This is a genomic window from Dankookia sp. P2 (assembly GCF_050632255.1).
In the GTDB taxonomy this organism is placed as follows: Bacteria; Pseudomonadota; Alphaproteobacteria; order Acetobacterales; family Acetobacteraceae; genus Paracraurococcus.
The window spans coordinates 4,202,148-4,227,615 of sequence record NZ_CP192581.1 but is presented as its reverse complement, the minus strand read 5'-3'; the positions used below and the strand labels follow the sequence as shown (position 1 = coordinate 4,227,615).

Here is a 25,468-nt window from a genome sequence, read left to right as displayed (position 1 = left end):
TACCGCATGCGATGTCCGGTTTCCGCCCAGTGCAGACCTTTCGATCTCGTCTGGCGGCGCGCTCGTGACCCCCCTCCCCGTTGCGACACTCGCCTCCCGAATGGCAGGATGGGGTCTGGAGCGGGAACGCGTACCCCTCCCCGGCCTTGCTGTGCCAACACGACACAGGAACGCAGCCATGGACATCACCCGCGCGGGCACCCAGCCCTCCGGCCGCGGCCCCTCCGACTGGTTCACCGGCACCGTCCGGATCGACCCGCTGTTCAGCCCGCCTCGACCCCGCCCGGGCCGCCGGCGCCCTGGTCACCTTCGAGCCCGGCGCCCGCACCGCCTGGCATACCCACCCGCTCGGCCAGACCCTGGTGGTCACCGCCGGCTGCGGCCGGGTGCAGCGGGAGGGCGGGCCAGTCGAGGAGATCCGCCCCGGCGACGTCATCTGGTTCCCGCCCGGGGAGAAGCACTGGCATGGCGCCGCCCCCACCACCGCCATGTCCCACATCGCCATCCAGGAGAGGCTGGACGGCAAGGCGGTGGAGTGGCTGGAGCAGGTCACGGACGCGCAGTACGGCGGCTAACGGCGGCCGGGCGCGGCAGTATGCCGTTGCCATCGCGGCCCGATGCGTGCGATAGGAATATCGTCAACCCCAGAAGCATGTCCGGGATTCGGGCTTTGTCCGAAAGCCGCGTTCGGCATCGGCGGACAGACCGCTCAATTGCCTCAAGACCTCAACCCGGCCGCCGGGACCTGAGGCAGTCCGCGGCTTTCCCGGCGAAAGGCCCGGCCCGGCCTCAACCGATTTGAGGCAATTTATTCGCCCGCACGGCTCTTCCGCCGGCGCTTGAGGAAGCGCCGCACCTGCCGCAGCCCGAGCGCGACGACCACCGCGACCACCGGAATGGCGATGCCCGTCACCAGGTCGGGGTCGATCTTCCCCCACCTGCCTTGATGCCCTTCGCCACGTAGCCGACCAGCCCGACGACGTAGTAGGTCACCGCCGCGATCGACAGCCCCTCCACCGTCTCCTGCAGCTTCAGCTGCCGCTGCGCCCGCCGGTTCATCGAGGCGAGCACTTCCTGGTTCTGCCGCTCGCGCGTTAGGTCCACCCGGGTGGAGAGCAGCGCCGTCGCCCGGGCCACGCGGCGGGACAGCGCTCTCCTGCCGCGCCGCGACGGCCCGGCAGGTGTTCATCGCCGGGGCCAGGCGGCGCTCGGTGAACTCCTGCAGGGTCTGCACGCCTTCGATCCGCACCTCGCGCAGCTCGGCGATGCGGCGCTGGACCAGCTCGTAATAGGCATCCGCCGCGCTGAACCGGTACAGCGACTCGGCTTCGCGGCTCTCGACCTCGGCGGCCAGCCGGGTCAGCCGTTCCAGCAGATCGGGCTCGTCATGCTCGCCGGCCTGGACCAGGGCATTGGTGACCCGGGCAAGCTCCTGCTCCGACCGGGTCAGGAAGGGGCCGATCTCCCGCGCCAGCGGCAGGGCCAGCAGCGCCAGCATCCGGTAGGTGTCGATCTCCAGCAGCCGCTGCACCACCCGCCCGGCCTGGCGCGGCGCCATGCCGTGGTCCTGCACCAGGATGCGGCTGAAGCCGCCAGCGGGACCGACATTATGGATGCGGAAATCGGTGAAGGCATGCGCCATGCCGCCGGAGACCTGGCCGCCCGCCAGCACGTTGCCGGCGAAGAGCCGCTCGGAGATGGCGTCGAGGTCGGGCGGCGCCGCGGCGCGGACCAGCCCGACATGCGCCGCCACCATCAGCCGGCCGGGCAGCGCCGCCACCCAGTCGGCCGGTACGGTGGCGATGGCCGGCTCGGCGAAGGGGTCGTCCCCGGCCAGCGGCGTGAAGACCATGATGCGGTGGAATCTCGGTGTGGCTCTCCCATTTCAGCCGGAAGGGGCCGAAATCGGCGCTGAAATGGCTGGCGCCGGGCAGTGGCGGGGCGACCGCCATGCGCTGCGCCAGCTCCACCACCGCCTGCCAGGGCGCGTCGCGCCGCGCCGGGTCGCTCAGCAGCGCGAGGTAGGAGATGCGCAGCGGCGGCCCCATCGCCTCCGGCGGGCGGGCATGCACCTCGTCGTTGAGCTCGAGCCGCTGCGGGTGGGAATCGGGCAGGATCATGCGGTCACCGGCGCCAGCAGCCCGGCCTCCTCGGCCACGCGCAGCAGGATGCCGGCAAGCTCGGCCGGCCGCTCCTCATGCGCGAGGTGGCCGAGCGCCGGCAGGTCGATGATGCGGGTGCCCGGCACCGCCGCCCGGATGCGCCGCGCGTCGGAGGGCGGCACGGTGCGGTCATGCCCGCCCACCACCAGCACCAGGGGCACGGTGAGCGTCTTCAGGTCACGCAGCAGCGGCCGCAGCTTCCAATGCGCCATCATGCCGAGCGCCGCGGCGACATGCCCGGGCTGCCGCACCAGCCGGCCGTAGAGCTCGACCCCGCGCGCATCGAGGCTGGAGCCGGTGTCGCGCAGCAGGCGCTCCACCAGGCCGCGGTCGCCGGCCCGCCAGGCGAAGAACCAGGGCACCGCGGGGACGCCGGAGAGCAGCCGGGCGATCGGGGAGAAGATCTGCCCGGCCAGCCCCTCGAAGGGCAGCAATGCGGCGTTGAGCCCGACCAGCGCCCTTGGTGCCATGCCGCCATCGAGCGTCATCCGGGCGATCACCGCGGCGCCGGCGGAATGCCCGGCGGCGAGGTCGGGCCGCAGGCCGAGCGCGCGCAGCAGCGCGGTGACGCCGCGCGCCATGCCGGGCAAGGACAGCCCCTCGGCGCGCGGCCGCTGGGTGAAGCCATGGCCGGGCAGGTCGGGCGCGACCACGGTGAAATGCCGGGCGAGCAGCGGCAGCAGGTCGCGCCAGGAATGCGTCGCGGCGCCGGTGCCGTGGACCAGCAGCAGCACCGGGCCGGACCCGGCGACCTGGACGTGCCAGCGCAGGCCGCCGGCGGTGATCAGCCTGCTGGAAGTCCGGTTCGGCCAGTCGGGCGGAATCATGGGCCTTCGCAGGGGCTTTGCCCCCTGGACCCCCACCGGGGACCGGGTCGGTCCCCGGACCCCGACCTGGGCTCGCCGCTCATGCCGCCTCGGCCTTCACGGCACGCGAAAGCGTGGCGGCGTCGGCATAGGGGAGCGCGAGATACTTCGCGCCCATCTCGGCGGCCAGCCGGCGGCCGGCCTCGGCCGGGCGCGGGGAGACATCGACCAGGATGCTGGCGACGCGGGCGGCACGCAGCGCACGGGCGGCCTCCAGCGCCTCGGCCTCGGCCCGGGCACGGCCGCCGGCGCGGTCGCGCGCGACATTGGCGCGGCCATCGGTCAGCATGACCAGCAGCGGGGTCTGGCCCTTGCGCCGCACCGCATCGGCGAGCGCCAGCGCCGCATCTAGCGCCGCCGCGACCGGCGTCCCGCCGCCGCCGGGCAGCCCGGCCAGGCTGCGCTTGGCCCGCACCAGGGAACTGGTCGGCGGCAGCAGCAGCTTGGCCGCGGTGCCGCGGAAGGCGAGCAGCGCCACCTTGTCGCGGCGCACGTAGCAACCGGCCAGAAGCAGCTCGACCGCGCCCTTCGCCTCGCCCAGCCGGTGCAGCGCGGCGGAGCCGGAGGCATCGACCGCGAAGATCGTCGCCGTCTCCGACCGCTGGCGGAAGCGGCGGATGCGGAGGTCTTCCTTGCGAACCTCGATCCGTGCCCCGGACCGTCCGCGCAGCCGCTGCCAGGGCGCCGCCGCCCGCAGGGTCTCGACAAGGGCGAGGCGTGCGCCGCCGCGCGGCTCCCCGGCGCGGGTGCCGATCGGCCGACCGCGCCGCGGCGAGGCCTTCTGCGCCCCGGCCTTGCCCGGGGTGCGGGACCGCGCCGCCTCGGCCAGCTTGAGCCCGTCCAGCAGGTGGGCCGGCACCGCCGCCGCGGCGGCGGCGAGGATCATGTCCTGCAGCGCCTGCGGGTCGGGCAGGTCGTCCTCATCGCCCGGGTCGGGCGGCGGCTCGGGCGCCGGCTCCTCGGACTCGGCCTGCGGCTCCTCAGGGGCCGGCGCCTCGGCCGGCAGCACCAGCGCCCGCGGGCCCAGCACCAGCCGGGCGGCGAGCGCGGCGTCCTCTTCGGTGACCGCATCCCGCCCGGCCAGCGCCGCCGCGGCCCTGGCCGCTCGCAGCGCCAGCACCGGCGCCCGCAGCGTGCCGATGCCAAGCGCCAGCGCGGTGCCGCACAGCGCTTCGAGGATGTCGTCGCCGGCGGTGACGGCAGGCAGCAGCGCCCACGCTGCGGCCAGGTCCGGCACCTTGCCCACCGCGTCGCGCGGCGGGACGGCATGCAGGTCGAGCCGGAAGGCCAAGCGTTCCAGCAGCGCGGCGGGCGGCGCCTCCTCCGGCGCCAGGCCCTCGTCCAGCGCCACCACGGCCAGCCGCGCCGGGGCGCGCAGCGCCAGGCCGTCGCGTTCCGCCACCGCCTCCCCGGTGTCGAGCGCCATGGCGAGGTGGGCGGCGGTATTGGCAGTGACCCGCTCGGCCATGGCCAGCAGCAGCACGCCGCCATCCGCCTCGGCCAGCAGGCCGCGCTCGGCCACCGGCCGTCCTGCCGAAAGGGTGGCGGTCAGGTCGAGCCCACCGAGCAGCCGGCTGTCGCCGACCGCGAGCGGCACGCGGCGCCAGGGCGCGCCGGGCGGCAGCATGCCGCGCAGCAGGGCCAGCCAGGCGTCGCGCACCGGCCCCGGCATGGCGCGCAGCGAGGCGCCGCCGAGCCCGGCCGGGTCGATCGCCAGCAGCGCGGCGGCCTGCATGGCCTCCGCCCAAGGGGCCGGGTCGTCGGGCCCCGGCGTGGTCACGGGCCGAACAGCTCGGCGATGGCGCGCTCGACGCGGGTGCCGGCCACCGCCTCGTCCAACGGGTTGCGGCGCAGGCGGTGGCGCAGCGCCGGCGGGGCGACGCGGCGAAGCTCGGCATCGCCGACCGCGGCGCTGCCCTCGAGCGCCGCCAGCGCCCGGGCGGCGCGGATCAGGGTCAGCTCGCCGCGCAAGCCATCGGTCCCGAGCGCCATGCAGAGCTGCGCCGCGCGTTCGTAGGCCGCGTCGGGCACCGCAACCCGCGGCAGCGCCTCGCGCGCCGCCAGGATTCGGCCGCGCAATCCGGCCTCGGCGCCGCCCCATTGCGCGGCGAAGCCGGCGGGGTCGCGGTCATAGGCGTCACGGCGGCGGATCACCTCGATCCGGCTCGGCAGGTCGCCGGGGGTGCGGACCTCGACCGAAAGGCCGAAGCGGTCGAGCAGCTGCGGCCGCAGCTTCGCCCTCCTCGGGGTTGCCGGAGCCGACCAGGACGAAGCGGGCGGGGTGGCGGATGGAAAGCCCCTCGCGCTCCACCACGTTCTCGCCCGAGGCGGCGACGTCGAGCAGGAGGTCGACCAGGTGGTCCTCCAGCAGGTTCGCCTCGTCGATATAGAGGAAGCCGCGATTGGCCCGGGCCAAGAGGCCGGGCTCGAAGGCCTTCTCGCCATCGGCCAGCGCCCGCTGGATGTCGAGCGCGCCGACCACCCGGTCCTCGGTCGCGCCGAGCGGCAGGTCGACCACGGGAACGGGCGCCATGCGGGTCCGCAGCGGCCCCTTCGCCTGGCGGGCGCGGCAATCGTCGCAGAGCGCGCGCGCATCGGCGGGGTCGCAGCGATAGGGGCAGCCCTCGACCACGGGGATGTCGGGCAGGAGGGCGGCAAGCGCGCGGATGGCGGTGGACTTCCCGGTGCCGCGGTCGCCGAAGGCGAGCACGCCGCCGATCCCGGGGTCGACCGCCGCGACCAGGATGGCCAGTTTCATCTCGTCCTGGCCGACGATGGCGGAAAAGGGGAAGGGGACGCGCTGGCTCATGGGGCCCCATCCGGACGTCTAGGCTGCATAGTGGCTCCGGCGCGGCCATGGGGGCCGCGCCGGACCTAGTCTCAGCCTCAGGGCTTCGCCGCCCAAACCGCGCACCAACCTTCGGGGTTGATATTGCCGGCAACGATGGCGCAGGCATTCGGCGGCTGGAAATGCAGGCAGCCGCCGCACTTCTGGCCGTCTTTCGGCTTGTCCTGGTACATGACCATCGAGCCCTGCAGCTTGTCCTGCGCCTTGGCGGGGCGAATGGCGACCGGCGCCAGCGCGGCCAGGCCGGCAGCCTGCAGGACGGCGCGGCGGGCTTTCGGGGTCTTGTTGTCTGACGTCACCCTGGGAATCTCCTCTGGTGTCTCCGGCATCCGACAGTTTGGTGCGGATCTCGGCATTTGCAATCCATCCAGTCGCTGCTGGACGGGCGGCGGCAAGCCTCCCGCGCCGAACTCAGGCCGCCCGTTGCAGGCTGTAGCGCGACCAGATCTCGCCGAGGGCGAAGACCAGGTGGTCGATATCGGCGTCGGAATGGAGCGGCCCGGGAGTCAGGCGCAGCCTTTCCGTCCCGCGCGGGACGGTCGGGTAGTTGATCGGCTGCACGTAGATCCCGTACTGGTCGAGCAGCAGGTCACTGATGTCCTTGCAGATCACGGGGTCGCGCACCATCACCGGGACGATGTGGCTGGGGTTGTCGAGATGCGGCACCCCGATCGCGTCCAGCCGGCGGCGGACGGTCGCGGCACGCTCCTGCAAGGCGTCGCGCTCGGCATTGCTGGCCTTCAGGTGGCGGATGCTGGCCAGCACGCCGGCGGCGACCGCGGGCGGGATGGCGGTGGTGAAGATGAAGCCCGAGGCATAGCTGCGGACGAAGTCGCACATCGCCGCCGACCCCGCGATATAGCCGCCGACCACGCCGAAGGCCTTGGCCAGCGTGCCCTCGATGACGGTCAGCCGGTGGGCGACGCCGTCGCGCTCGGTGATGCCGCCGCCGCGCTTGCCGTAGAGGCCGACCGCATGGACCTCGTCCACATAGGTCATGGCGCCGTATTCGTCGGCCACATCGCAGAGTTCGGCGATCGGGGCGATGTCGCCGTCCATCGAGTAGACGCTCTCGAAGGCGACCAGCTTCGGCGTCTCCGGGTTCAGGTCGGCCAGCTTGCGGCGGAGATCCTCGGGGTCGTTATGGGCGAAGACCCGGCGCTCGGCGCGGCTGTGGCGGATGCCCTCGATCATCGAGGCATGGTTCAGTTCGTCGGACACGATCACGCAGCCCGGCATGCGCCCGGCGAGCGTGGACAGGCTGGCCCAGTTCGACATGTAGCCGCTGTTGAACAGCAGCGCGGCCTCCGTGCCGTGCAGGTCGGCGAGTTCCTGTTCGAGCAGCACGTGGTAGTGGTTGGTGCCGCCGATGTTGCGGGTGCCGCCGGCCCCGGCGCCGCACTTGTCCAGCGCCTCGTGCATCGCCTCGAGCACCTTCGGGTGCTGGCCCATGCCGAGATAGTCGTTCGAGCACCAGACGGTCACGTCCTGCGCGCCGCGCGGGCGGTGGTGGACGGCGCGCGGATAGGCGCCGGCCTGGCGTTCGAGGTCGGCGAAGACCCGGTAGCGGCCCTCGCGGTGCAGGGCGCCGATCTGCTTCTTGAAGAATGCCTCGTAGTTCATGCTACCTCCCCCTGGCCTCACCGGGCCTACTGGCAGGGCATCGACGACCGCACCGATGCTGGACACGCGGGCGCCGTTCATGCGGCGGGCGCCGGACCGGCGCGGAAGCGCGCCGGGTGGAGTTCGGGCTGCGCCGGCTTCGGCGCCTCCCGCGAGCGAAGGCCCCAATCCCACAGCGCCTCGGCCGGGATGGGGAGGACCAGGAACCAATGCTCCAGCGTCGCCAGCGCCGCGAGGGTGCCGAGGAAGGTGAAGCCGGCGGCCTGGAAATCGGTGGCGCCGGGCGCCAGGGCGCGATGGAAGAGCAGCGCGGTCAGCAAGGTCGCCAGGGTCACCGCGAAGGGGAAGAGCAGGTTCATCGGCCGGCGCAGGAAGAAGCTGCCGAGGTAGCGCAGGTGCGGCGGCAGGAAATTCTCGTTCAGGTTGCGCGCGCCGAGAAAGACATTGAGCTTGGCACTCTGCCGCATCCCCCAGATCAGCAGGTAGGTCCAGGTGCCAATCTGGTTCGGCTGGTCCCAGGTGGCGGCAACGACGGCGACCGCGCCGGCGATGATCGCCAGCTCGTGGTAGAGGATCGCCCGCAGCGCCAGGGTGAAGCGGCGCCAGCCCGTGGTATCCGGCGGACAGGGCGCCCGGGAGGGGCCGGTGGCATAGCCCATCAGGAAGGCCATTTCCTGCCAGGCCCAGGCAAGGAGCCCGCAGGAAAAGGCGCAGTAGGCGCCGAGCACGGAGGGATCCGCGGCGCTGGCGGACAGGCCCCAGAGCGCCGCGGCGAGGACCAGCGTCGCGCCGGCCATGCTGATGCGATAGGTCCGCGCCGGCAGCCCGTCCAGCCACAGGATCGCGCCGGTGCTGAACCACCAGATGAACAGCGCGAAGAGGGCGGGAAGGGCGAAGTCGGCCATGCTACCAGGCCGGCGCCATGCGGACATCGGCCGGCAGCGCCGCATGCTTGCCGGGTAGCAGGTAGAGCCGGGCGAAGGTCGCGCCGGCCGAGAGCTTGAGCCCGGTGCGGCGGAGCGAGGCGCCGAGGCCCGTCTGGCCCTTCAGCGCGCCGAGCTTCTCGGTGATCCCGAACAGCCGGTCGAGGCCGCGCCGGAAGGCCGGGCGGTCGGTATCGAGCGTGACCGGGAAGACCTGGGTGCAGATCGCCGTGCAGGTGCGGAAGACCCGGTGGTCGTATTCCGTCGGCGACATCCCCAGCGCCTTGTGGAATTCCGGCCGGGCATGGTCGCGCACGTACATTGTCGCGTAGACGGCCAGCTGGAAGAACTTGACCCAGAGCTTGTTGCGGCCTTCCAGCAGATGCGGGTTGGCGCGCATCAGCAGGGCGAAGGCCTCGCCGTGGCGGAACTCGTCGTTGCACCACTTCTCGAACCACATGAAGATCGGGTGGAAGCGCAGCTCGGGGTGCTTCTCGAACTGCCGGAAGATGGTGATGTAGCGGGCGTAGCCGATCTTCTCCGACAGGTAGGTCGCGTAGAAGATGAACTTCGGGGAGAAGTAGTGGTACTTCTTCGCCTTGGTCAGGAAGCCCAGGTCGACGCCGATCCCGATATCCTTCAGCGCGTCGTTGATGAAGCCGGCATGGCGCGCCTCGTCGCGGCTCATCACCCCGAAAAGGTCCTTCATATCGGGGTTCTTCACCCGCTTGCGGATCTCGGCGTACAGCACGCAGCCGCTGAACTCGGCGGTGACCGAGCTCACCAGGAATTCCATCAGCTCCTTCTGCAGCGGCTCCGGCAGGTCCGCCATGCGGAATTCGTCGAAGGCCTCGGAGCGGACGAAATGGCCCTTGTTGGGGTCCGACTTGAACTCCGCCATCAGCGCGTCCCATTGCGGGCGGATGCTGCTGACGTCGATGCGGTCCATCGCGTCGAAATCGGTGGTGTAGAAGCGCGGCGTCAGCACCGTGTCGGTGGTGGCCATGCGCGTGGAGTCGTTGAGCGCCCGCTTCGGGGTGACGGCGTTCATGGCGTTTCCCTCGGCTCGAATCCGCAGTGATACAGCTCGGTCAGTTCCAGGATGGCCGAGGCCTCGGTCCAGATCCGCTGCAGCCAGCCGGCGCGGTAGACCGTGGCGCGGCAGGTGAAGCTGATGGCCTGGCCATAGGGAATGCCGGCCGGGGCGCCATGCACCACCACGCGGTCGCCGGGGCGCAGCGCGATGCCCTCCGGGATGGCATGGGCATGCAGGCTGTCGAAGCTCTGCTCGATATCGACCGTGCAGGGCACCTCGACGGTGCGGCCGCCGGTCAGCCAGGCGAGGGCGCCGTTCATTACTTGATCTCCGGGGCGGTCAGCAGGCGGAGGAAGACGTCCTTGTTGGTCTCGCCGAAGGCGTTCAGCTCGACCTCGCGGCCCGTCGCGGTATCGGTCAGCATCACCCGCCCGTCGCGCCAGGCGGCCAGGCGGAACGGGACGTCACGGCCGAGATCGGCCTGCCGCCTGCCGCGCGCGAGCGCCCGCAGCGCGCCGCGGACGAAGCCGTTGGTTCCGGGATCGAAGACCATGACCTCGGCACCGGTCGCGGCCTCCCGGGCGACGATGGCACCGTCGGCGCGATCCTCGAAGCGCAGCGTGCGCTCGATCGCCGGGGCGGAGGTCGAGGCGCCGGCGCCGCCGACCAGGCCGAACAGGTCGGTGACGGCCAGGGTGAAGGCAAGCAGGCCGAGCCCGATCAGCAGCGGGGCGCGGGGGATCGAACGGACTGGACTGCGCACCGGCATGCTCCCCTCCCCTCGCTCAGGCCGCCTGCGGCTGCGGCAGGTCGGCATTGTCCGGCCTGGCGCTGGCGGGCGCCATGGCCTGCACCGGGACCGACGCGGCCCCGGCGAGGGCGCGGGCCAGGATCTGCGCCACAGCGCCGGCATCGGCGATGCCGCGCAAGGTCGGCTGCGGCCGCAGCAGGTGCCAGGGCCGCGCATGCGGCCAGAAGAACAGGTAGGACACGCGATGCGGCTTCAGCAAAGCGAGGCTGATATCGCCCGAGCCATCCGCGTGCAGCTTCGCCGCGGCCGAGGCGACGAGCGCATAGGGCAGGTTCACCGTCATCGACAGCGCGATGCCGAAACGCATCACCACGCGACGGTTGGTGATGGTGTAGGCGGTGGTCCGCACCACGCCCCAGGCGAAGACCAGGGCGATGCCGATCACCAGCATCGACGGCACGACGAACCAGAGCGCGTCCATTGCCGTGACGGGCAGCGAGGCGCCGGCCATCAGCACCGAGACGATGCGGGCGGCGACCAGCACGGCGAAATAGGTGGCAAGCCCCGGCAGGTGCAGCGCCCGCCGCGCGAAGGTCCGCGGGTCGGGCCGTCCCTGCCAGAGGATGACCTCCCCTCCGGCAGCTTCTCCGGCAGGCCCCAGACCGGCTCGTAGTCGTGTTCCTTGATCACAGCGCCGGCTCCTGCCGGTTCGGGGTGGCATACATGTAGCCGCCGGCGAAATAGGCGCTGACCTTGTCTTCCTCGAGCAGGGTGATCTGGTCGGGGTTCTTCAACGCCGGCGCGGCGAGGAACTGGTCGGCCAGCAGCGCGCTGGTATACGCCTCCCCCTTGCGGGCGTCGAAATTCACCAGGCCGATCGGGAAGACCACGCTGCGGGCATTCGCGCCGGGAACCGCGACCTCGATATAGCGAAGGATCACGTCGGAACGGTCGACCCAGAGATCCTTCACCGTGCCGACCACGCGCTTGTCGGCGGTCAGCATGTACCAGCCGCGCGGATCGATATCCTCATGCGCGATGCGATAATCCGGCGCGGCGCGCAGCGGGACGATCTTCGGCAGACTGGCATCGAAGGTCAGGTCGGGCACATCGGCGCGCAGCGCATAGGCCGCAGGGCCGACGCCATCGGCCAGCGGGTTGCCGAGCGGCAGCCGCGGCGCGCCGGGCACCTTGGCGGTCGGGGTCAGCAGACCGGTCAGGTCGCGCTCCTCGCGCCCAGCAACGGTCGGGCCGCCATGCGCCAGGTTCCAGATCTTCGGCTTCGGCGCGCTGCGCGGGTTGACCACGACCAACTCGCCGTTCTGCTCATGCACCAGGGGAAGCCTTCCCGCCTGTCCTCGTTGCGGAGATACATGACCAGGATGATGAAAGCGACGTAGAAGGCATACAGCGAGAAGAGCGCTGCGTCGAACTGCGTGGAATAGGCGATGTAGGTCATGACGCTTTTCTCCTCGCGCTAGGATGCGCCGCGCGGACCGGCCGTGAGGCCGAGCTGCACGTCTTCGGGTTGCAGGCTATTGCCCACCGGCCGCACCAGCGGGCCGATGGCGATGATGGTGGCGAACAGCAGGGCGATCTCGACCAGGTAGACCAGGCCGTAGCCGGTGACCGGGCCGGCCAGTGCCTCACCCAGCGCGCCGCGCATGGCGAAGCCGGAGATGGCGTCGCGCAGCAGGCCGCCGACCGCGATCGCGCTGCCGGCGAAGGTCGCCTGCACCGCGCCCCAGCTGCCGAGCGCCAGGCCGATCTGCGCCGGCGGGGCGGCGCGCATGCAGGCGGTCAGCGTAGCATGCGCGAAGAGCCCGCCGCCGAAGCCGATCAGCCCGGTGCCGAGCGCGAAGACGAAGCCGCTGCCGAGCGGCGCCGCGGCGATGACCGTGGTGAAGGCGAAGGCGCCGCAGAGCGCGCCGTTCGCCGCCACCCGGTGCGCGTCGCCGCCATCCGAGATGCGCCGCGCCGCGCGGATGAAGCCGACGATGCCCCCTGCCGCGAAGCCCGCCGTCAGCAACGTGGTCTGCGATACCGAGAGGCCGAGGATCTGCCCGCCATAGGGTTCCAGCAGCACGTCCTGCATGGCAAAGGCAAAGCTGCCGAGACCGGTCGCGGTCAGCCGGCGGACCCATTGGTCGGTCCGGCGCAGTTCGTCCCAGGCGGCCTGGAAGGCCGGCCGCTCGCGGTCCGGCCGCGTCGCCTCGGGGTTCCGCACCTCCTGCTTCCAGACGGCGACGAGGTTGAGCACGATGCTGACCACCGCGGCGCCCTGGATCACCTGGATCAGCCGCAGCTGGCTGAAATCCGCCAGCAGCGCACCGAAGATCAGCGCGCTCAACAGCATCCCCAGCAGCAGCATGACCGAGAGCATGGCGACGACCCGCGGCTGCTGCTCGACCGGCGAGAGGTCGGTGGCCAGCGCCAGGCCGACGGTCTGCACGGTGTGCATGCCAGCGCCAACGCAGAGGAAGGCGATGCCGGCGGCGACCTGGCCGACGATCGGCGGCGCGAAGGTGTCGCCCGAGAGGATGATCAGCGCGAAGGGCATCATCGCCAGCCCGCCGAAAATCCAGACCGAGCCGAGCCACACATAGGGCACCCGCTTCCAGCCCAGCACCGACTTGTACTGGTCCGAGCGGAAGCCGATCAGCGCGCGGAAGGGCGCGAAGACCAGCGGCAGGGAGACCATGACCGCGACCATCCAGGTCGGCACGCCGAGTTCGACGATCATCACCCGGTTCAGCGTGCCGATCAGCAGCACCGCGACCATGCCGACCGAGACCTGGAACAGCGAGAGCCGCAGCAGCCGGTCGAGCGGCAGCGTCTCGGACGCCGCATCCGCGAAGGGCAGCAGGTCCGGGCTCAGCTTCATCCAGGTGCGGGAAATCTTCATGGGATCAGTCGAACCCCAGCAGGTCGAAGATGTCGCGGTCCTTCATCGGCGAGGCCTCGAGCGCCGGCGTGCCGGCCCAGAGGCTTGCGGCGAGGCGGAGGTATTCGAGCTTCACCGCCTCCAGCTCCGGCGTGCTGTCCATCTCGAACAGAGTCGCCTTCTTGAGCCGGGAGCGGCGGATGACGTCGAGGTTGGGGAAATGCGCCAGGCTCCGCATGCCGGTCGCGGCGTTGAACTTGTCGATCTGGTCGGTGTCGTCGCTGCGGTTGACGATGACGCCGCCGAGCCGGACGTCGTAGTTCTTCGACTTCGCCTTGATCGCGGCGATGATGCGGTTCATCGCGAAGATGCTATCGAAGTCGTTGGCGGCGACGATGATGCCGCGGTCGGCATGCTGCAGCGGCGCCGCGAAGCCGCCGCAGACCACGTCGCCGAGCACGTCGAAGATGACGACGTCGGTCTCCTCCAGCAGGTGGTGCTCCTTCAGCAGCTTCACAGTCTGCCCCACCACGTAGCCGCCGCAGCCGGTGCCGGCCGGCGGGCCGCCGGCCTCCACGCACATGACACCGTTGTAGCCCTGGAAGACGAAGTCCTCGGGCCGCGATTCCTCGGCGTGGAACTGCACGGATTCCAGCACGTCGATGACCGTCGGGATCAGCGACTTCGTCAGGGTGAAGGTGCTGTCGTGCTTCGGGTCGCAGCCGATCTGCAGCACCCGCTTGCCGAGCTTGCTGAAGGCGACCGAGAGGTTGGAGCTGGTGGTACTCTTGCCGATCCCGCCCTTGCCGTAGACCGAGAAGACCTTGGCGGTGCCGATGGTCATGTTCGGGTCGAGATGCACCTGCACGCTGCCCTCCCCGTCCAGGCGAGAGGGGGCGCGGCCCCGATGCAGCGCGGCATGCGGCGTCTCGATCCTCATGCGGCCTCCTCAGCGGGAAAAATGGGCTTTGGCATCGTACAAGGTCTCCAGCGTGATGCTGGCGAGGCCACGCTCCCCGGCGAAGCGCTCGGTGTTGCGCCTTGCCTTGCCACGGACGAAGAACGGGATCTTCTTCAGCTCGGCCTCGGCCTCGGCAGTCCAGCCGGCAGGGCCAGCGGGCGCCTCGACCACGGCCGCGGGGGCCGGCGCCGCGGCGCCGCCGAGATGGGACGGTGCGGCTTCGGCGTGGAATTCGAAATCCTCGCGGAACATGCCTAGCAGGTGTTCCTCGAGCCCCATCATCAGCGGGTGGACCCAGGTGTCGAAGAGGACATTCGCCCCCTCGAAGCCCATCTGCGGCGAATAGCGCGCGGGGTAGTCCTGTACATGCACCGGCGCCGAGATCACCGCGCAGGGGATGCCCAGGCGCTTGGCGATGTGGCGTTCCATCTGGGTGCCGAGGATGAGCTCCGGCTGCGCCGCCTGGATCGCCGCCTCCACCTCGAGGTAGTCCTCGCCGATCAGCGGCTCGACGTCGTAGAGAGCAGCCGCCGCGCGGATGTCGCGGGCGAGGTCGCGGCTGTAGGTGCCGAGGCCGACGACCTTGAAGCCCATCTCCTCGGCCGCGACGCGCGCCGCGGCGACCGCATGCGTCGCGTCGCCGAAGACGAAGACCCGCTTGCCCGTCAGGTAGTTGCTGTCGACCGAGCGCGCGTACCAGGCGGCGCGCGCCTCCTCGGCGGCAAGCACCGGTACGGCGTCGATGCCCGCCAGCGCGGCCACTTCCTCGACAAAGGCGCGGGTCCCATTGGTGCCGATCGGGATGCTGCGCGTCGCCTTCTGGCCGAAGGTCCGAGTGAGCCAGGACGCCGCCTGCCCGGCGACCTCCGGATAGAGCAGCACGTTGAAGTCGGCCTCGCCCAGCCGCGCCAGGTCGGAAGGCCGCGCGCCCATCGGCGCGGTCACCCGCACCTCGATCCCCATGCGGCCGAGGAGGCCGGTGATCTCCCGCACGTCGTCGCGGTGGCGGAAGCCGAGCGCGGTGGGGCCGAGGATGTTGCAGACGCGGCCCGGGCCGCGTTGGGTGCCGGGCGGCGGCGCATGCGGCCCGGCCAGGGCGCGGACCAGCTGGTAGAAGGTCTCGGACGCGCCCCAGTTCTCCTTCTTGGAGTAGGAGGGCAGTTCCAGCGCCACCACCGGGATCGGCAGCCGCAAGGACCTTGGCCAGCCCGCCCGGATCGTCCTGGATCAGCTCGGCGGTGCAGGAGGAGCCGACGATCATCGCTTCCGGCTTGAAGCGCTCGTACCGCGTCCAGCGCCGCGGTCTTGAACAGCTCGGCGGTGTCGCCGCCGAGGTCGCGCGCCTGGAAGGTGGTGTAGGTGACGGGCGGGCGCGCGCTGCGCCGCTCGATCATGGTGAAGAGCAGGTCGGCATAGGTGTCGCCCTGCGGGGCGTGCAGGACGTAGTGCAGCCCCTCCATCCCGGTGGCGACGCGCATCGCCCCGACATGCGGCGGTCCCTCATAGGTCCAGACGGCGAGCTGCATCGCCCTAGACCTTCAGCTTCTGGCGCCGCACCAGCGGCCGCGCGAAGAGCTCGGCGAGATCGCCGGCCTGCTCGTAACCCTGGATCGGCGTGAAGACGAGCTCGATCGACCACTTGGTGGCGAAGCCCTCGGCTTCCAGCGGATTGGCCAGCCCGAGGCCGCAGACCACCAGGTCAGGCTTCTCGTCGCGGCAGCGGTCGAGCTGCCGGTCGACATCCTGGCCCTCGGACAGCAGAACGTCACGCGGCAGCAGCAGCAGCTCCGCCGCCAGATGCGCGCGGTGCAGATAGGGCGTGCCGATCTCGACCGGCCGCATGTCCAACTCGCGCGCCAGGAAGCGCGCCAGCGGAATCTCCAGGTGGCTGTCGGGAAAGAAAAAGATGCGGCGGCCGGCCAACGTTTCCCGGTGGCGGTCGAGCGCGATGCGTGCGCGCTGCTCGCCGGCCTCTGTCACCGCGCGGAAGCGTTCGGCCGGGACGCCCCAGGCCTCCGCCGCGGCGCGCAGCCAGCCGGTGGTGCCCTCGGCGCCCAGCGGAAAGGGCGCGGGCAGGTGGACGGCGCCGCGGGCTTCCAGCGCCCGGGCGGTATCCGCCAGGAAGGGCTGGGCCAGCAGCATGCGGGTATTGGGCCCGACCGCTGGCAGCTCCCGCGCCCGGCGGGGCGGCAGGAAGTCGACCGGGCCGATGCCGAGCGCGGCGAACAAGCGCCGCATCTGGTCCTCCACCACCTCGGCCAGCGCGCCGACCACAAGCAGCGCCGGCGCGGTGGCGATGGCATCCGGCATCTCCGGCACCAGCGCGGCGAGGCAGGCATCCTCGCCCTGGGTGAAGGTCGTCTCGATGCCGCTGCCGGAGTAGTTCAGCACCCGCACATCCGGCGAATGAGTGCGGTTCAGCCGCTGCGCCGCGCGGGAGAGGTCGAGCTTGATGACCTCGGACGGGCAGGAGCCGACGAGGAAGAGCAGCCGGATGTCGGGACGGCGTGCCAGCAGCTGGCCGACCACGCGGTCCAGCTCCTCATTGGCGTCGGCCAGCCCGGCCAGGTCGCGCTCATCGATGATGGCGGTGGCGAAGCGCGGCTCGGCGAAGATCATCACGCCGGCGGCGGACTGGATCAGGTGGGCGCAGGTGCGCGAGCCCACGACGAGGAAGAAGGCGTCCTGGATCTTGCGATGCAGCCAGATGATGCCGGTGAGGCCGCAGAAGACCTCGCGCTGGCCGCGCTCCCGCAGGACGGGGGCCTCGGTGCAGCCCGCCTGGTCGGCAGGCGACCGGCCGAGGGCTGCGAGGCTGCTCACTTCGAATAGCCCAGCGCGCCGGCATCGGCCTCGGCGCCGCGCCAGCCGCGCTCGTCGCGCCGGGCGGCCCGCAGCTTCATGACGAACTGCATGGCGTTGACGACATAGGCGGCATAGGCGGCGAGCGCGAGGAACATCAGCCCCTGGGCATCGCCGGTGCCGGTCAGCAGCAGGGCGAGGTAGGCGGTGTGCAGCCCCAGCACGAGCATGCTGAAGACGTCTTCCCAGAAGAAGGCACGGGCGAAGAGCCAGCGGCCAAACACCACCTTCTCCCAGATCGAGCCGGTGACCATGATGACGTAGAGCACGACTGTCTTGACCACGACCGAGGCGGTGGCGACCGCATAGCCCTCCCCCGTCGCCAGGAAGTTCAGCACCAGGCCGAAGCTGACCAGGAAGACCGCGAGATTGCAGCGGGGCGAGCACGCCCTGCACCAGGGTCCAGCGGGTAGCGTCGCGGCGCCGCCTTTCCTCCTGCGTATACAGCGGCCGGCGGGCCGGGGCGTGCCGAGCGTGACGGCCCGCGACAGTGCCCCAGGGGCAGGAATCGATCGGGGCAGTGAGCTTTGCCAGCACACCAGACGTAAACATCGCTTGACAACCCTCTGTCCCGAAGGTCCGCTCAGTCGTCGGTCCTGGGCCGGCCAACGCGACGCCCCTCTCCGCAGAGAGCCGGCAATCCCCTGGCAGATCCTTCCGGCGTTCCGGCATCCCTCCCGCAGCGACGATCTCGCTGTCAGGAAGGCTAGGTCGAGGCGTTCAGGAGTGTCAAGGTCGATTGACGTAAGCAGTGATTGACACCCAGTTCGCGGTCGGTCGATAAACTCCGCAACGGGGAGAGGCCCAATGGTGCCCTTGGGAGAGATCGTCGCATCCAGGCACCGGGCCGAGGCACCCTCGCCGGCCGGATGCATGCCGCCCGACGACGCGCGAAGCCTCTGGATCCTGCCCGAGCCGGGCCGCGCGAAGCCCAGCGCAATGCATTGTCCCGGGCGATCGAGGACACGGTCCTGCCGCGGCTGCTGCTGACCCGCGGCACCGCCACGCCCCGCACCGACCTGGACGCGGTCTATGGCGCCGCGCCGACCGCGGCGGATGTCGAATCCCTCTGCGCCCTGCTGGTGGTCGACGACCAGGCCGCCGCCCTGGCGCTGGTCGAGGGGCTGCGCGGGCGCGGCGTGACGCTGCCGCGCATCTACCTGGACCTGCTGGCCCCGGCGGCGCGCTGGCTCGGCGAGGCCTGGGAGGATGACCGGGCGGATTTCTCCACCGTCACCCTCGGCCTGATGCGGCTGCAGCACATGGTGCGGGACTACGACGATGCGCTGACCCGCGGGGTCCGGCCGCAATCCCGCACCCGCCGCGTATTGCTGCTGAACCCTCCGGGGAGCAGCACAGCTTCGGCCGCGACATGCTGGCCGCCTTCTTCCGCCAGGCGGGCTGGGATGTCTGGGACCCGCCGCCGCGGACCGCCCCGGAATTCGCTACGCTCATGCGGCGCGAGAGCTTCCAGGTGATCGGCCTCTCCGCCGCCTCCGAGGACCGGCTGGAGGCGATCGCCGCCTGCATCCGCGTGGTGCGCAAGAGCGTCCGCAACCGCGGCGCCGGCGTGATGGTGGGCGGTCCGGTCTTCAACGCCAACCCGCAATACGTCGCGCTGGTCGGCGCCGATGCGACCGCGACCGACGGCGAGCAGGCCACCCTGCAGGCGGAGCGGATGCTGTCGCTGATGGCCCATTGGGACTGAGCCGAATGGAGGTAGAAAGGGGGAGGACTGCGCTCCCAGCCGTGAAGGATATTGGCGCCCGTGAAGGCATTCAAAGCCCCGAAGACATCGCTGGGCGACCTGGATGCGGAAGCCGCGGCGCTTCTGATCACGGCAGCCGCGGACATCGCCATCATCGTCGATGCATCCGGCGCGGTCCGCGACGTCGCCTTCAACAGCGAAGGCCTGGGCGAGGAGTTGGCGGGCCAGGACTCCTGGCTCGGCCGGCCCTGGACCGAGACGGTCGCGCCGGACAGCCGGGCCAAGGTCGAGTCGCTGCTGGCCGAGTCCGGACGCTGTGGCGGGCCGGCAATGGCGGCACGTGAACCTGCTCTCGGCCCGCGGCGCCTCCGTCCCCATCCTGTTCTCCGCGGTGCGGATCGGTGATGGCAGCCGTGCCGTCGCCTTCGGGCGCGACCTCCGCCAGCTCTCGGCGCTGCAACAGCGCCTGCTCGAGGCGCAGCAGTCGCTCGACCGCGACTATTCCCGGCTGCGGCATGCCGAGACGCGCTACCGCATGCTGTTCCAGCTCTGGTCCGACCCGGTGCTGATCCTCGACCCCCAGGCCCAGAAAGTCACCGAGACCAACCAGGCGGCCGACCGGCTGCTCGGCCGCACGCCGCGCCGGCCGGCCGGGCGCGACTTCCTCGAGATCTTCGACCCCAAGGGCCGCGAGATCGGTCGAGCTCCTGCTGTCCGGCGTCCGCGCCACCGGCCGCGCCGATGAGGTCCGGGTGCAGCTGGAGGAGGACCAGAAGGACATCATCGTCTCCGCCTCCCCTTCCGGCAGGAGAGCACGACCTACCTGCTGGTGCGGCTCGGCATCCCGGTCGCCGATGCCAATGCGATCGTGCTGCCCAAGGCCAAGACCAAGCTGCTGAAGCTGGTCGAGAACGTGCCGGACGCCTTCGTCGTCACCGGCCATGACGGCCGGATCATGACCGCCAACGCCGCCTTCCTCGACATGGCGCAGCTGGCGAACGAGGACCAGGCGCTGGGCGAGCCGCTGGAGCGATGGCTGGGCCAGCCGGGCGTCGAGCTGGAAGTCCTGACCGCCAGCCTGCGCCAGCGCGGCCCGGTGCGCCTGTTTGCCACCACCATGCGCGGCGAGTATGGCGCCACGACCGAGGTCGAGATCTCTGCGGTCTCCGTCATGAACGGCGTCGGCCCCTGCTATGGCTTCGCCATCCGCGATGTCGGCCCGCGCGTCACCGCGCCGGCCCGCGCCTCCACCCGCACCCCGCGCTCCGTCGAGCAACTCACCGAGCTGATCGGCCAGGTGCCGCTGAAGGACCTGGTGCGGGAGGCGACGGACGTGATCGAGCGGCTCTGCATCGAGGCCGCCCTCGAACTCACCGGGGACAACCGCGCCTCGGCCGCCGAGATGCTCGGGCTCAGCCGGCAGAGCCTCTACGTCAAGCTGCGGCGCTACGGGCTCGGCGACCTGCCGGCCGACGGCTCCGAACAGGGATAGCCATGACCGCCACCGTCGCGCGACCGGCCCTGTCCGCCTGCCTCGAGCTGCTGAAGCCGGTGACCTGGTTCGCGCCGATGTGGGCCTATTCCTGCGGCATCGTCTCCTCCGGCCTCGGCGGCAACGGACGCTGGCACCTGATCGTCGCCGGCCTCCTGCTGACCGGACCGCTGGTCTGCGGCACCAGTCAGGCGATCAACGACTGGTACGACCGGCACGTGGACGCGATCAACGAGCCGCACCGGCCGATCCCCTCCGGCCGGATCCCAGGCGACTGGGGCTTCCGGATCGCCGTCATGTGGACCGCGCTGTCGCTGGCCGTCGCCACCATCCTCGGCCCCTGGGGCTTCGCCGCGACGGTGCTGGGGCTGGCGCTGGCCTGGGCCTATTCCGCGCCCCCTGCGACTCAAGCGGGATGGGTGGCTCGGCGGCACCGCCTGCGCCGCCTGCTACGAGGGCCTGCCCTGGATCACCGGCGCCGCGGTCATGAGCGCCGGCGCGCCAGATGCGCGGGTGCTGCTGATGGCCGGGCTCTACAGCATCGGCGCTATCGGCATCATGACGCTGAACGACTTCAAGGCGGTCGAGGGCGACCGCCGTACCGGCATCAACTCCCTGCCCGTCACGCTGGGTGTCGAGCGCGCGGCGCAGATCGCCTGCGCGCTGATGGCGGCGCCGCAGGTGGTGGTGGTCGGGCTGCTGCTGTCCTGGGGCGCGCCCTGGCACGCCGCGGCGATCGCCGCCTCCCTGCTGGCGCAGGTGGCGCTGATGCGCGTGCTGCTGGCGAGCCCGCGGGAGAAGGCGCCCTGGTACAACGGCACGGGCACCACACTGTACGTGCTGGGCATGCTGGTGACGGCCTTCGCGCTGCGGCCGGTGGTGCTGCCATGAAAAATCTTGGCTGGCTCGGCATCCTCCGGCTGGGGCTGGTGCAGACCGCGCTCGGCGCCGTCGTCGTGCTGACCACCTCGGCCATCAACCGCGTCATGGTGGTGGAACTCGCGCTGCCCGCGACCATCCCCGGCCTGCTGGTGGCGCTGCACTACGCCGTCCAAGCTCTCCCGCCCGGCGATGGGCCCATGGCTCCGACCGCGGCGGGCGGCGGACGCCCTGGATCATCGGCGGCATCATGGTGCTGGCGCTCGGCGGCTTCGCCGCCGCGGCGGCGACGGCCTTGATGGCGGAGAGCCTGGCGCTCGGCATCGGCCTCGCGGTGCTCGCCTTCCTCGCGGTCGGCGCCGGGGTGGGCGCGGCGGGCACCTCGCTGCTCGCCCTGCTGGCGACGCGGGTGGCGCCGAACCGGCGGGCGCCGGCGGCGACCATCGTCTGGCTGATGATGATCTTCGGCTTCATCGTCACCACGGCGCTGGCCGGCCGCTTCCTCGACCCCTATGCGCCGCAGCGGCTGCTGGCGGTGACCGGCACGGTCTGCGGCCTCGCGGTGCTGCTGGCGGCGGCCGCGCTCTGGCGCATGGAGCCGGCCGCGCCGGCGGCCGAGGCGCGGCCGGCGCCGCAGAGCCGCTTCCGCGACGCGCTGGCCGAGGTCTGGGCGGAGCCGGAGGCGCGGCGCTTCACCATCTTCGTCTTCGTCTCGATGCTGGCCTACTCGGCGCAGGACCTGATCCTCGAGCCCTTCGGCGGCCAGGTCTTCGGCCTCTCGCTCGGCGAGACCACGAAGCTCGCCTCGGCCCAGCACATGGGCGTCTTCGGCGGCATGATCCTGGCGGCGCTGGCCGGCGCCCTGGGCGGCGAGCGCCTCGGCTCGCTGCGTGCCTGGACCATCGGCGGCTGCCTCGCCTCGGGCCTTGCACTGGCCGCTTTGGCCTTCGCCGGCACGGTCGGCCCCGGCTTCCCGCTGCGGGCGGCCTATGTCGCGCTCGGCCTGGCCAACGGCGCCTTCGCCGCCGCCGCCATCGCCACGATGATGCAGTTGGCCAGCCGCGGCCGCGCCAGGCGCGAAGGCATGCGGGTCGGGCTCTGGGGCGCGGCGCAGGCGGTGGCCTTCGGGCTCGGCGGCCTGGCCGGCGCGGCGGCCAGCGACCTCGCCCGCAGCCTCATCGCCTCTCCCGGCTTGGCCTATGGCGCGGTCTTCGCGGGGAGGCGCTGCTCTTCCTGGCCTCCGCCCTGCTTGCCGCACGCATCGGCCGCCCGGCCGCGGCGACAGGCGATTTCGGCGCGCTCGCGCCATCCAGACCCTAGGGAGACGCTCCATGACGACCGAGATCTGGGACGTGGTGGTGGTGGGCGGCGGGCCTTCGGGCGCCACCGCGGCGCATGACCTGGCGCGCAGCGGCCGGCAGGTCGCGCTGCTCGACAAGGCCGGGCGCATCAAGCCCTGCGGCGGCGCCATCCCGCCGCGGGCGATCCGCGACTTCGACATCCCCGACAGCATCATCGTCGCCCGGGTCAATGCCGCCCGCATGATCGCCCCATCCAACCGCGAGGTGGACATGCCGATCGACGGCAATGGCTATGTCGCCATGGTGGACCGCGAGCATTTCGACGAGTTCCTGCGGGTCCGCGCGGCGGAAGCCGGGGCCGAGCGCCACACCGGCAGCTACGAGCGGATCGAGCGCGACGCCGACGGCGTGGCGGTCGTGGTCTATGCGACCAAGGCGGGAGAGGAGGTGCGGCTTCGCGCCCGCACCGTCATCGGCGCCGATGGGGCGAAGTCGAAGGTCGCCAGGCAGGAAGTGCCGATCGCCGCCACGGTGCCCTGCGTCTTCGCCTATCACGAGATCATCGAGGCGCCGCGGCCCGGCACCGGCAGCTACGATGCCAGGCGCTGCGACGTCTTCTACCAGGGCAAGCACTCGCCCGACTTCTATTCCTGGATCTTCCCGCATGGCGACACCGCCAGCATCGGCACCGGCTCGGCGGTGAAGGGTTTCCGCTGCGCGGCTCGATCGCCGAGCTGCGGAAGTCCACCGGCCTGGAAGGCGCCCGCACCTTGCGGCACGAAGGCGCGCCGATCCCGATGAAGCCGGCCAAGCGCTGGGACAACGGCCGCGACGTGGTGCTGGCGGGCGATGCCGCCGGGGTCGTCGCCCCGGCCTCGGGCGAGGGCATCTACTATGCTATGCTGGGCGGAAGGCTGGCGGCGGAGGCGGTGGAGGAATGCCTCGCCACTGGCCGCGCCACCGCACTCGGCCTCGCCCGCAAGCGCTTCATGAAGGCGCATGGCCGGGTCTTCTGGATTCTCGGGATCATGCAGTACTTCTGGTACTCGTCGGAGAAGCGGCGGGAGAAGTTCGTCTCCATCTGCCAGGACAAGGACGTGCAGCGCCTGACCTGGGAAAGCTACATGAACAAGGAGCTCGTCCGCCGCGACCCGATGGCGCATGTGCGGATCTTCTTCAAGGACCTCGCCCACCTGTTCGGCCTGGCGCGCGCCTGAGCCTGCCTTGACCGCCGGAGCCCGACAATGAGCCGCCTTCTTAGCCTCGATGCCCCCGCCGCCGGCCGCCACGGCCAGGGCCGCACCCTGCCCTTGCGCGTCGGCACCCGCGGCTCGCCGCTGGCGCTCTGGCAGACCCGGCATTTCCTCTCGATCATCAGCGGCTTCTGCCCGGTGCTGCGCGACGCCAAGGCCTTCGAGGAACACGTCATCAGCACCGAGGGCGACCGGGTGCAGGACCGGCCGCTGGCGGATATCGGCGGCAAGGGCCTCTTCGCCAAGGAGATCCACGAGGCGCTGCTGGACGGCCAGGTGGACTTCGCCGTGCACAGCCTGAAGGACCTGGAGACCGAGCTGCCGCCCGGCATCGTGCTGGCCTGCATGCTGCAACGCGAGGACCCGCGCGACGCCATCATCCTCGGCCCGGTCTGCGGCGCGCCCGACCGCGACGACCCGCTCGCCTGCATCCCGCATGGCGCGCTGGTCGGCACCGCTTCCGTCCGCCGCCAGTCCCAGGTGCTGGCGATGCGCCCGGACCTGCGCTGCGAGGTGATCCGCGGCAACATCCAGACCCGGCTCGGCCGCGTCCGCAACGGCGACTTCGCGGCGTCCTTCCTGGCACTGGCCGGGCTGCGGCGGATGGGGCTGGAACGCGAGGCCGGCGTGCTGCTCGACCCCGGCATGATGGTGCCCGCCGCCGGCCAGGGCATCGTCGGCGTCACGGTGCGCGCCGCGGATGTCGAGCTGCATGAGCTGCTCTCGGCCATCGAATGCCGCACCGCCCGCGCCGTCGCCACCGCGGAACGCGCCCTGCTCGGCGCGCTCGACGGGTCCTGCCGCACGCCGATCGGCGCCTTTGCGACATTGCGGCCGGACAATACCCTGCATCTCACCGGGCTGATCGCCCGGCCGGATGGCAGCTTCGTGCTGCGGCAGGTGATCGAGGGCCCGGCCGCCGATGCCGCGCGGCTGGGCAGGGAATTGGGCGATCGGCTGCGGCGGGAGGCACCGGCCGACATCCTGGGCTGATCCGCGCCTCCCCGCGGCTTGACGGCGGCCGCCAGCGTCCCGACGCTGGCGCATCGCTGCCCGATGGAGACCCGCGTGCCAAGACGCCTGCTGCTGGCTGCCGCCCTCGCCTTCCTTCCGCTTGCCGCGACCGCGCAGGAGGCGGACCACCCGGCCGCGAAGCCGATGGTCGTCGGCTCCGACTTCGGCGTCGCGCCCTGGATGGTGCGCGGCGCCAGCGGGCCCGAGGGCTTCGGCGTCGACCTGATGACCGAGATCGCGAAGCGCCTCGGCCGCCCCGGCGTCGAGATCGTCGACGTCAACTTCTCCGGCCTGTTCGCCGCGCTCTTCGCCAAGCGCTTCGAGTTCACCGCCAACCCGCTGAACATCACCGAGGAGCGTGCGACGCGCATGCTCTACACCGAGCCCTTCTTCGCCACCGGCAACGGCTTCATCGCCCGGCGCGGCGAGACGATGACCACGCTCGAGGAGCTGAAGGGCAAGGCGATCGCGGTCAACCGCGGCACCATCAGCGATACCTGGGCGACGGCGAATGCCGAGAAATACGGTTTCGAGGTGCAGCGCTACGACACCTTCCCCGACAGCGTGCAGGCGGTGCTGACCCGGCGCGCCTTCGCCGCGATCAACGAGATCCCGACGACGGTCTATGCCGCCAGCCAGAACCGGCAGATCACCGTCGCCTTCAAGGATTATACCGGCCGCACTTCGGCATCGCCTTCCGCCCCGAAAGCAAGGAGTACCGCAACAAGGTCGAGGAGGTGCTGGAATGCATGAAGCAGGACGGCTTCCTGGCGAAGCTGCATGAGAAATGGTACGGCGCGCCGCCCGATGCCGGCTCCTCCCTGACCACGGTCTTCCCCGGCTATGGCCCGCCCGGCCTGCCGGGCTTCGAGGACACGCCGCACACGCCGCACTGCAACTGAGCC

Annotated in this window: 32 protein-coding genes and 5 pseudogenes; 15 read left to right on the top strand and 22 right to left on the bottom strand. The window is 71.4% G+C overall.

The genetic code is table 11. The features are described 5' to 3' along the window. The first annotated feature begins 80 nt into the window (after positions 1-80). The gene (locus ACQ86J_RS25065) at positions 81-575 is read left to right on the top strand and encodes a (R)-mandelonitrile lyase (protein ID WP_431267665.1); all 495 of its coding nucleotides are present in this window, start codon (positions 81-83) and stop codon (positions 573-575) included. Between the two features lie 233 nt (positions 576-808). Here the strand turns inward: ACQ86J_RS25065 and ACQ86J_RS25060 are convergent, their stop codons facing one another. The 22 genes and pseudogenes from ACQ86J_RS25060 to ACQ86J_RS24955 all read right to left on the bottom strand — a co-directional run. Beyond that, positions 809-1,852 carry a DUF3422 family protein gene (locus ACQ86J_RS25060; RefSeq protein ID WP_431267664.1) on the bottom strand — a complete coding sequence of 348 codons (1,044 nt, stop codon included), beginning with the start codon at positions 1,850-1,852 and terminating at the stop codon, positions 809-811. Between the two features lie 73 nt (positions 1,853-1,925). Further along, positions 1,926-2,048 (bottom strand): annotated as a pseudogene (locus ACQ86J_RS25055) (hypothetical protein); the annotation flags it as partial. 68 nt (positions 2,049-2,116) lie between these two features. Then, complete coding sequence (gene bchO / locus ACQ86J_RS25050; RefSeq protein WP_431267663.1) at positions 2,117-2,989, bottom strand: alpha/beta fold hydrolase BchO; 873 nt, start codon at positions 2,987-2,989, stop codon at positions 2,117-2,119. Positions 2,990-3,068: 79 nt separating this feature from the next. Next, positions 3,069-4,808, bottom strand: a complete 1,740-nt coding sequence (locus ACQ86J_RS25045; RefSeq protein WP_431267662.1) for a magnesium chelatase subunit D — start codon at positions 4,806-4,808, stop codon at positions 3,069-3,071. After that, on the bottom strand, positions 4,805-5,182 hold the full coding sequence (locus tag ACQ86J_RS25040) for a hypothetical protein (protein ID WP_431267661.1): 378 nt from the start codon (positions 5,180-5,182) through the stop codon (positions 4,805-4,807). The genes ACQ86J_RS25045 and ACQ86J_RS25040 overlap by 4 nt, the downstream gene beginning before the upstream one ends. After that, complete coding sequence (locus ACQ86J_RS25035) at positions 5,166-5,837, bottom strand: ATP-binding protein (RefSeq protein ID WP_431267660.1); 672 nt, start codon at positions 5,835-5,837, stop codon at positions 5,166-5,168. The genes ACQ86J_RS25040 and ACQ86J_RS25035 overlap by 17 nt, the downstream gene beginning before the upstream one ends. A gap of 77 nt (positions 5,838-5,914) precedes the next feature. Further along, on the bottom strand, positions 5,915-6,271 hold the full coding sequence (locus tag ACQ86J_RS25030; RefSeq protein ID WP_431267659.1) for a high-potential iron-sulfur protein: 357 nt from the start codon (positions 6,269-6,271) through the stop codon (positions 5,915-5,917). Positions 6,272-6,287: 16 nt separating this feature from the next. Next, entirely contained in the window at positions 6,288-7,499 is a 1,212-nt protein-coding gene (gene hemA, locus ACQ86J_RS25025) for a 5-aminolevulinate synthase (protein ID WP_431267658.1), read from the bottom strand. A 77-nt stretch (positions 7,500-7,576) separates the two neighbouring features. Continuing rightward, positions 7,577-8,404 (bottom strand): putative photosynthetic complex assembly protein PuhE, encoded by an 828-nt coding sequence (puhE, locus tag ACQ86J_RS25020; RefSeq protein ID WP_431267657.1) that lies wholly within the window; start codon positions 8,402-8,404, stop codon positions 7,577-7,579. A gap of 1 nt (position 8,405) precedes the next feature. Continuing rightward, entirely contained in the window at positions 8,406-9,473 is a 1,068-nt protein-coding gene (gene acsF / locus ACQ86J_RS25015) for a magnesium-protoporphyrin IX monomethyl ester (oxidative) cyclase (protein WP_431267656.1), read from the bottom strand. Continuing rightward, the gene (locus tag ACQ86J_RS25010) at positions 9,470-9,778 is read right to left on the bottom strand and encodes a hypothetical protein (RefSeq protein ID WP_431267655.1); all 309 of its coding nucleotides are present in this window, start codon (positions 9,776-9,778) and stop codon (positions 9,470-9,472) included. Before ACQ86J_RS25010 ends, acsF begins: the two co-directional genes overlap by 4 nt. Further along, a complete protein-coding gene (gene puhC / locus ACQ86J_RS25005; protein ID WP_431267654.1) occupies positions 9,778-10,227 on the bottom strand; it encodes a photosynthetic complex assembly protein PuhC in 450 nt (149 codons plus the stop codon). The genes ACQ86J_RS25010 and puhC overlap by 1 nt, the downstream gene beginning before the upstream one ends. 16 nt (positions 10,228-10,243) lie before the next feature. Next, positions 10,244-10,786 carry a photosynthetic complex putative assembly protein PuhB gene (puhB, locus tag ACQ86J_RS25000; protein ID WP_431272523.1) on the bottom strand — a complete coding sequence of 181 codons (543 nt, stop codon included), beginning with the start codon at positions 10,784-10,786 and terminating at the stop codon, positions 10,244-10,246. Further along, positions 10,720-10,899 carry a hypothetical protein gene (locus ACQ86J_RS24995; protein WP_431272744.1) on the bottom strand — a complete coding sequence of 60 codons (180 nt, stop codon included), beginning with the start codon at positions 10,897-10,899 and terminating at the stop codon, positions 10,720-10,722. Before ACQ86J_RS24995 ends, puhB begins: the two co-directional genes overlap by 67 nt. Then, positions 10,896-11,668 (bottom strand): annotated as a pseudogene (gene puhA, locus ACQ86J_RS24990) (photosynthetic reaction center subunit H). Before puhA ends, ACQ86J_RS24995 begins: the two are co-directional and overlap by 4 nt. A gap of 18 nt (positions 11,669-11,686) precedes the next feature. Next, positions 11,687-13,114, bottom strand: coding sequence for an MFS transporter (locus ACQ86J_RS24985; protein ID WP_431267653.1), 1,428 nt, complete (start codon positions 13,112-13,114; stop codon positions 11,687-11,689). Positions 13,115-13,118: 4 nt separating this feature from the next. Next, a complete protein-coding gene (gene bchL / locus ACQ86J_RS24980; RefSeq protein ID WP_431267652.1) occupies positions 13,119-14,033 on the bottom strand; it encodes a ferredoxin:protochlorophyllide reductase (ATP-dependent) iron-sulfur ATP-binding protein in 915 nt (304 codons plus the stop codon). A gap of 9 nt (positions 14,034-14,042) precedes the next feature. Then, complete coding sequence (locus tag ACQ86J_RS24975) at positions 14,043-15,248, bottom strand: nitrogenase component 1 (RefSeq protein WP_431267651.1); 1,206 nt, start codon at positions 15,246-15,248, stop codon at positions 14,043-14,045. 164 nt (positions 15,249-15,412) lie between these two features. Beyond that, positions 15,413-15,514 (bottom strand): annotated as a pseudogene (locus tag ACQ86J_RS24970) (hypothetical protein); the annotation flags it as partial. Between the two features lie 70 nt (positions 15,515-15,584). Further along, positions 15,585-16,877 (bottom strand): ferredoxin:protochlorophyllide reductase (ATP-dependent) subunit N, encoded by a 1,293-nt coding sequence (locus tag ACQ86J_RS24965; RefSeq protein ID WP_431272522.1) that lies wholly within the window; start codon positions 16,875-16,877, stop codon positions 15,585-15,587. Next, complete coding sequence (gene bchF, locus ACQ86J_RS24960; RefSeq protein WP_431272521.1) at positions 16,874-17,254, bottom strand: 2-vinyl bacteriochlorophyllide hydratase; 381 nt, start codon at positions 17,252-17,254, stop codon at positions 16,874-16,876. The genes ACQ86J_RS24965 and bchF overlap by 4 nt, the downstream gene beginning before the upstream one ends. Positions 17,255-17,318: 64 nt before the next feature. Then, positions 17,319-17,468, bottom strand: a pseudogene (locus ACQ86J_RS24955) (2-vinyl bacteriochlorophyllide hydratase); the annotation flags it as partial. Between the two features lie 392 nt (positions 17,469-17,860). Here ACQ86J_RS24955 and ACQ86J_RS24950 point away from each other — a divergent pair. The 14 genes and pseudogenes from ACQ86J_RS24950 to ACQ86J_RS24885 all read left to right on the top strand — a co-directional run bounded on the left by ACQ86J_RS24950 (position 17,861) and on the right by ACQ86J_RS24885 (position 25,465). Beyond that, positions 17,861-18,394: a hypothetical protein gene (locus ACQ86J_RS24950; RefSeq protein WP_431267650.1), complete on the top strand. Its 534-nt coding sequence runs from the start codon at positions 17,861-17,863 to the stop codon at positions 18,392-18,394. Further along, on the top strand, positions 18,289-18,624 hold the full coding sequence (locus ACQ86J_RS24945) for a cobalamin-dependent protein (protein WP_431267649.1): 336 nt from the start codon (positions 18,289-18,291) through the stop codon (positions 18,622-18,624). Before ACQ86J_RS24950 ends, ACQ86J_RS24945 begins: the two co-directional genes overlap by 106 nt. Positions 18,625-18,684: 60 nt before the next feature. Further along, positions 18,685-19,029 carry a hypothetical protein gene (locus ACQ86J_RS24940; RefSeq protein WP_431267648.1) on the top strand — a complete coding sequence of 115 codons (345 nt, stop codon included), beginning with the start codon at positions 18,685-18,687 and terminating at the stop codon, positions 19,027-19,029. Next, positions 18,965-19,369: a hypothetical protein gene (locus ACQ86J_RS24935; RefSeq protein ID WP_431267647.1), complete on the top strand. Its 405-nt coding sequence runs from the start codon at positions 18,965-18,967 to the stop codon at positions 19,367-19,369. Before ACQ86J_RS24940 ends, ACQ86J_RS24935 begins: the two co-directional genes overlap by 65 nt. An 84-nt stretch (positions 19,370-19,453) precedes the next feature. Next, positions 19,454-20,116, top strand: a complete 663-nt coding sequence (locus tag ACQ86J_RS24930) for a helix-turn-helix domain-containing protein (RefSeq protein WP_431267646.1) — start codon at positions 19,454-19,456, stop codon at positions 20,114-20,116. Positions 20,117-20,118: 2 nt separating this feature from the next. Next, positions 20,119-20,454, top strand: a pseudogene (locus tag ACQ86J_RS24925) (UbiA family prenyltransferase); the annotation flags it as partial. 49 nt (positions 20,455-20,503) lie between these two features. Beyond that, entirely contained in the window at positions 20,504-21,007 is a 504-nt protein-coding gene (locus ACQ86J_RS24920; RefSeq protein ID WP_431272520.1) for a UbiA family prenyltransferase, read from the top strand. Beyond that, the gene (locus ACQ86J_RS24915; protein ID WP_431272519.1) at positions 21,004-21,294 is read left to right on the top strand and encodes a PucC family protein; all 291 of its coding nucleotides are present in this window, start codon (positions 21,004-21,006) and stop codon (positions 21,292-21,294) included. The genes ACQ86J_RS24920 and ACQ86J_RS24915 overlap by 4 nt, the downstream gene beginning before the upstream one ends. Continuing rightward, positions 21,246-22,394 carry an MFS transporter gene (locus tag ACQ86J_RS24910; protein WP_431267645.1) on the top strand — a complete coding sequence of 383 codons (1,149 nt, stop codon included), beginning with the start codon at positions 21,246-21,248 and terminating at the stop codon, positions 22,392-22,394. The genes ACQ86J_RS24915 and ACQ86J_RS24910 overlap by 49 nt, the downstream gene beginning before the upstream one ends. Then, the gene (locus tag ACQ86J_RS24905) at positions 22,327-23,097 is read left to right on the top strand and encodes a geranylgeranyl reductase family protein (protein WP_431267644.1); all 771 of its coding nucleotides are present in this window, start codon (positions 22,327-22,329) and stop codon (positions 23,095-23,097) included. Before ACQ86J_RS24910 ends, ACQ86J_RS24905 begins: the two co-directional genes overlap by 68 nt. Continuing rightward, positions 23,067-23,513, top strand: coding sequence for a hypothetical protein (locus ACQ86J_RS24900; RefSeq protein ID WP_431267643.1), 447 nt, complete (start codon positions 23,067-23,069; stop codon positions 23,511-23,513). The genes ACQ86J_RS24905 and ACQ86J_RS24900 overlap by 31 nt, the downstream gene beginning before the upstream one ends. Positions 23,514-23,540: 27 nt before the next feature. After that, positions 23,541-24,542, top strand: coding sequence for a hydroxymethylbilane synthase (gene hemC, locus ACQ86J_RS24895; RefSeq protein ID WP_431267642.1), 1,002 nt, complete (start codon positions 23,541-23,543; stop codon positions 24,540-24,542). Positions 24,543-24,617: 75 nt separating this feature from the next. Continuing rightward, positions 24,618-25,316, top strand: coding sequence for a substrate-binding periplasmic protein (locus ACQ86J_RS24890; RefSeq protein ID WP_431267641.1), 699 nt, complete (start codon positions 24,618-24,620; stop codon positions 25,314-25,316). Further along, on the top strand, positions 25,301-25,465 hold the full coding sequence (locus ACQ86J_RS24885; RefSeq protein ID WP_431267640.1) for a hypothetical protein: 165 nt from the start codon (positions 25,301-25,303) through the stop codon (positions 25,463-25,465). Before ACQ86J_RS24890 ends, ACQ86J_RS24885 begins: the two co-directional genes overlap by 16 nt. Positions 25,466-25,468: the final 3 nt, after the last annotated feature.

Bases quoted from the DNA above. Each gene is read 5' to 3' on its own strand.
- ACQ86J_RS25060 (WP_431267664.1), bottom strand. From the start codon at position 1,852: ATGGTCTTCACGCCGCTGGCCGGGGACGACCCCTTCGCCGAGCCGGCC.
- bchO (WP_431267663.1), bottom strand. From the start codon at position 2,989: ATGATTCCGCCCGACTGGCCGAACCGGACTTCCAGCAGGCTGATCACC.
- ACQ86J_RS25035 (WP_431267660.1), bottom strand. From the start codon at position 5,837: ATGAGCCAGCGCGTCCCCTTCCCCTTTTCCGCCATCGTCGGCCAGGAC.
- hemA (WP_431267658.1), bottom strand. From the start codon at position 7,499: ATGAACTACGAGGCATTCTTCAAGAAGCAGATCGGCGCCCTGCACCGC.
- puhE (WP_431267657.1), bottom strand. From the start codon at position 8,404: ATGGCCGACTTCGCCCTTCCCGCCCTCTTCGCGCTGTTCATCTGGTGG.
- acsF (WP_431267656.1), bottom strand. From the start codon at position 9,473: ATGAACGCCGTCACCCCGAAGCGGGCGCTCAACGACTCCACGCGCATG.
- ACQ86J_RS25010 (WP_431267655.1), bottom strand. From the start codon at position 9,778: ATGAACGGCGCCCTCGCCTGGCTGACCGGCGGCCGCACCGTCGAGGTG.
- puhC (WP_431267654.1), bottom strand. From the start codon at position 10,227: ATGCCGGTGCGCAGTCCAGTCCGTTCGATCCCCCGCGCCCCGCTGCTG.
- ACQ86J_RS24985 (WP_431267653.1), bottom strand. From the start codon at position 13,114: ATGAAGATTTCCCGCACCTGGATGAAGCTGAGCCCGGACCTGCTGCCC.
- bchL (WP_431267652.1), bottom strand. From the start codon at position 14,033: ATGAGGATCGAGACGCCGCATGCCGCGCTGCATCGGGGCCGCGCCCCC.
- ACQ86J_RS24945 (WP_431267649.1), top strand. From the start codon at position 18,289: ATGCTGGCCGCCTTCTTCCGCCAGGCGGGCTGGGATGTCTGGGACCCG.
- ACQ86J_RS24915 (WP_431272519.1), top strand. From the start codon at position 21,004: ATGAAAAATCTTGGCTGGCTCGGCATCCTCCGGCTGGGGCTGGTGCAG.
- ACQ86J_RS24910 (WP_431267645.1), top strand. From the start codon at position 21,246: ATGGTGCTGGCGCTCGGCGGCTTCGCCGCCGCGGCGGCGACGGCCTTG.
- ACQ86J_RS24905 (WP_431267644.1), top strand. From the start codon at position 22,327: ATGACGACCGAGATCTGGGACGTGGTGGTGGTGGGCGGCGGGCCTTCG.
- hemC (WP_431267642.1), top strand. From the start codon at position 23,541: ATGAGCCGCCTTCTTAGCCTCGATGCCCCCGCCGCCGGCCGCCACGGC.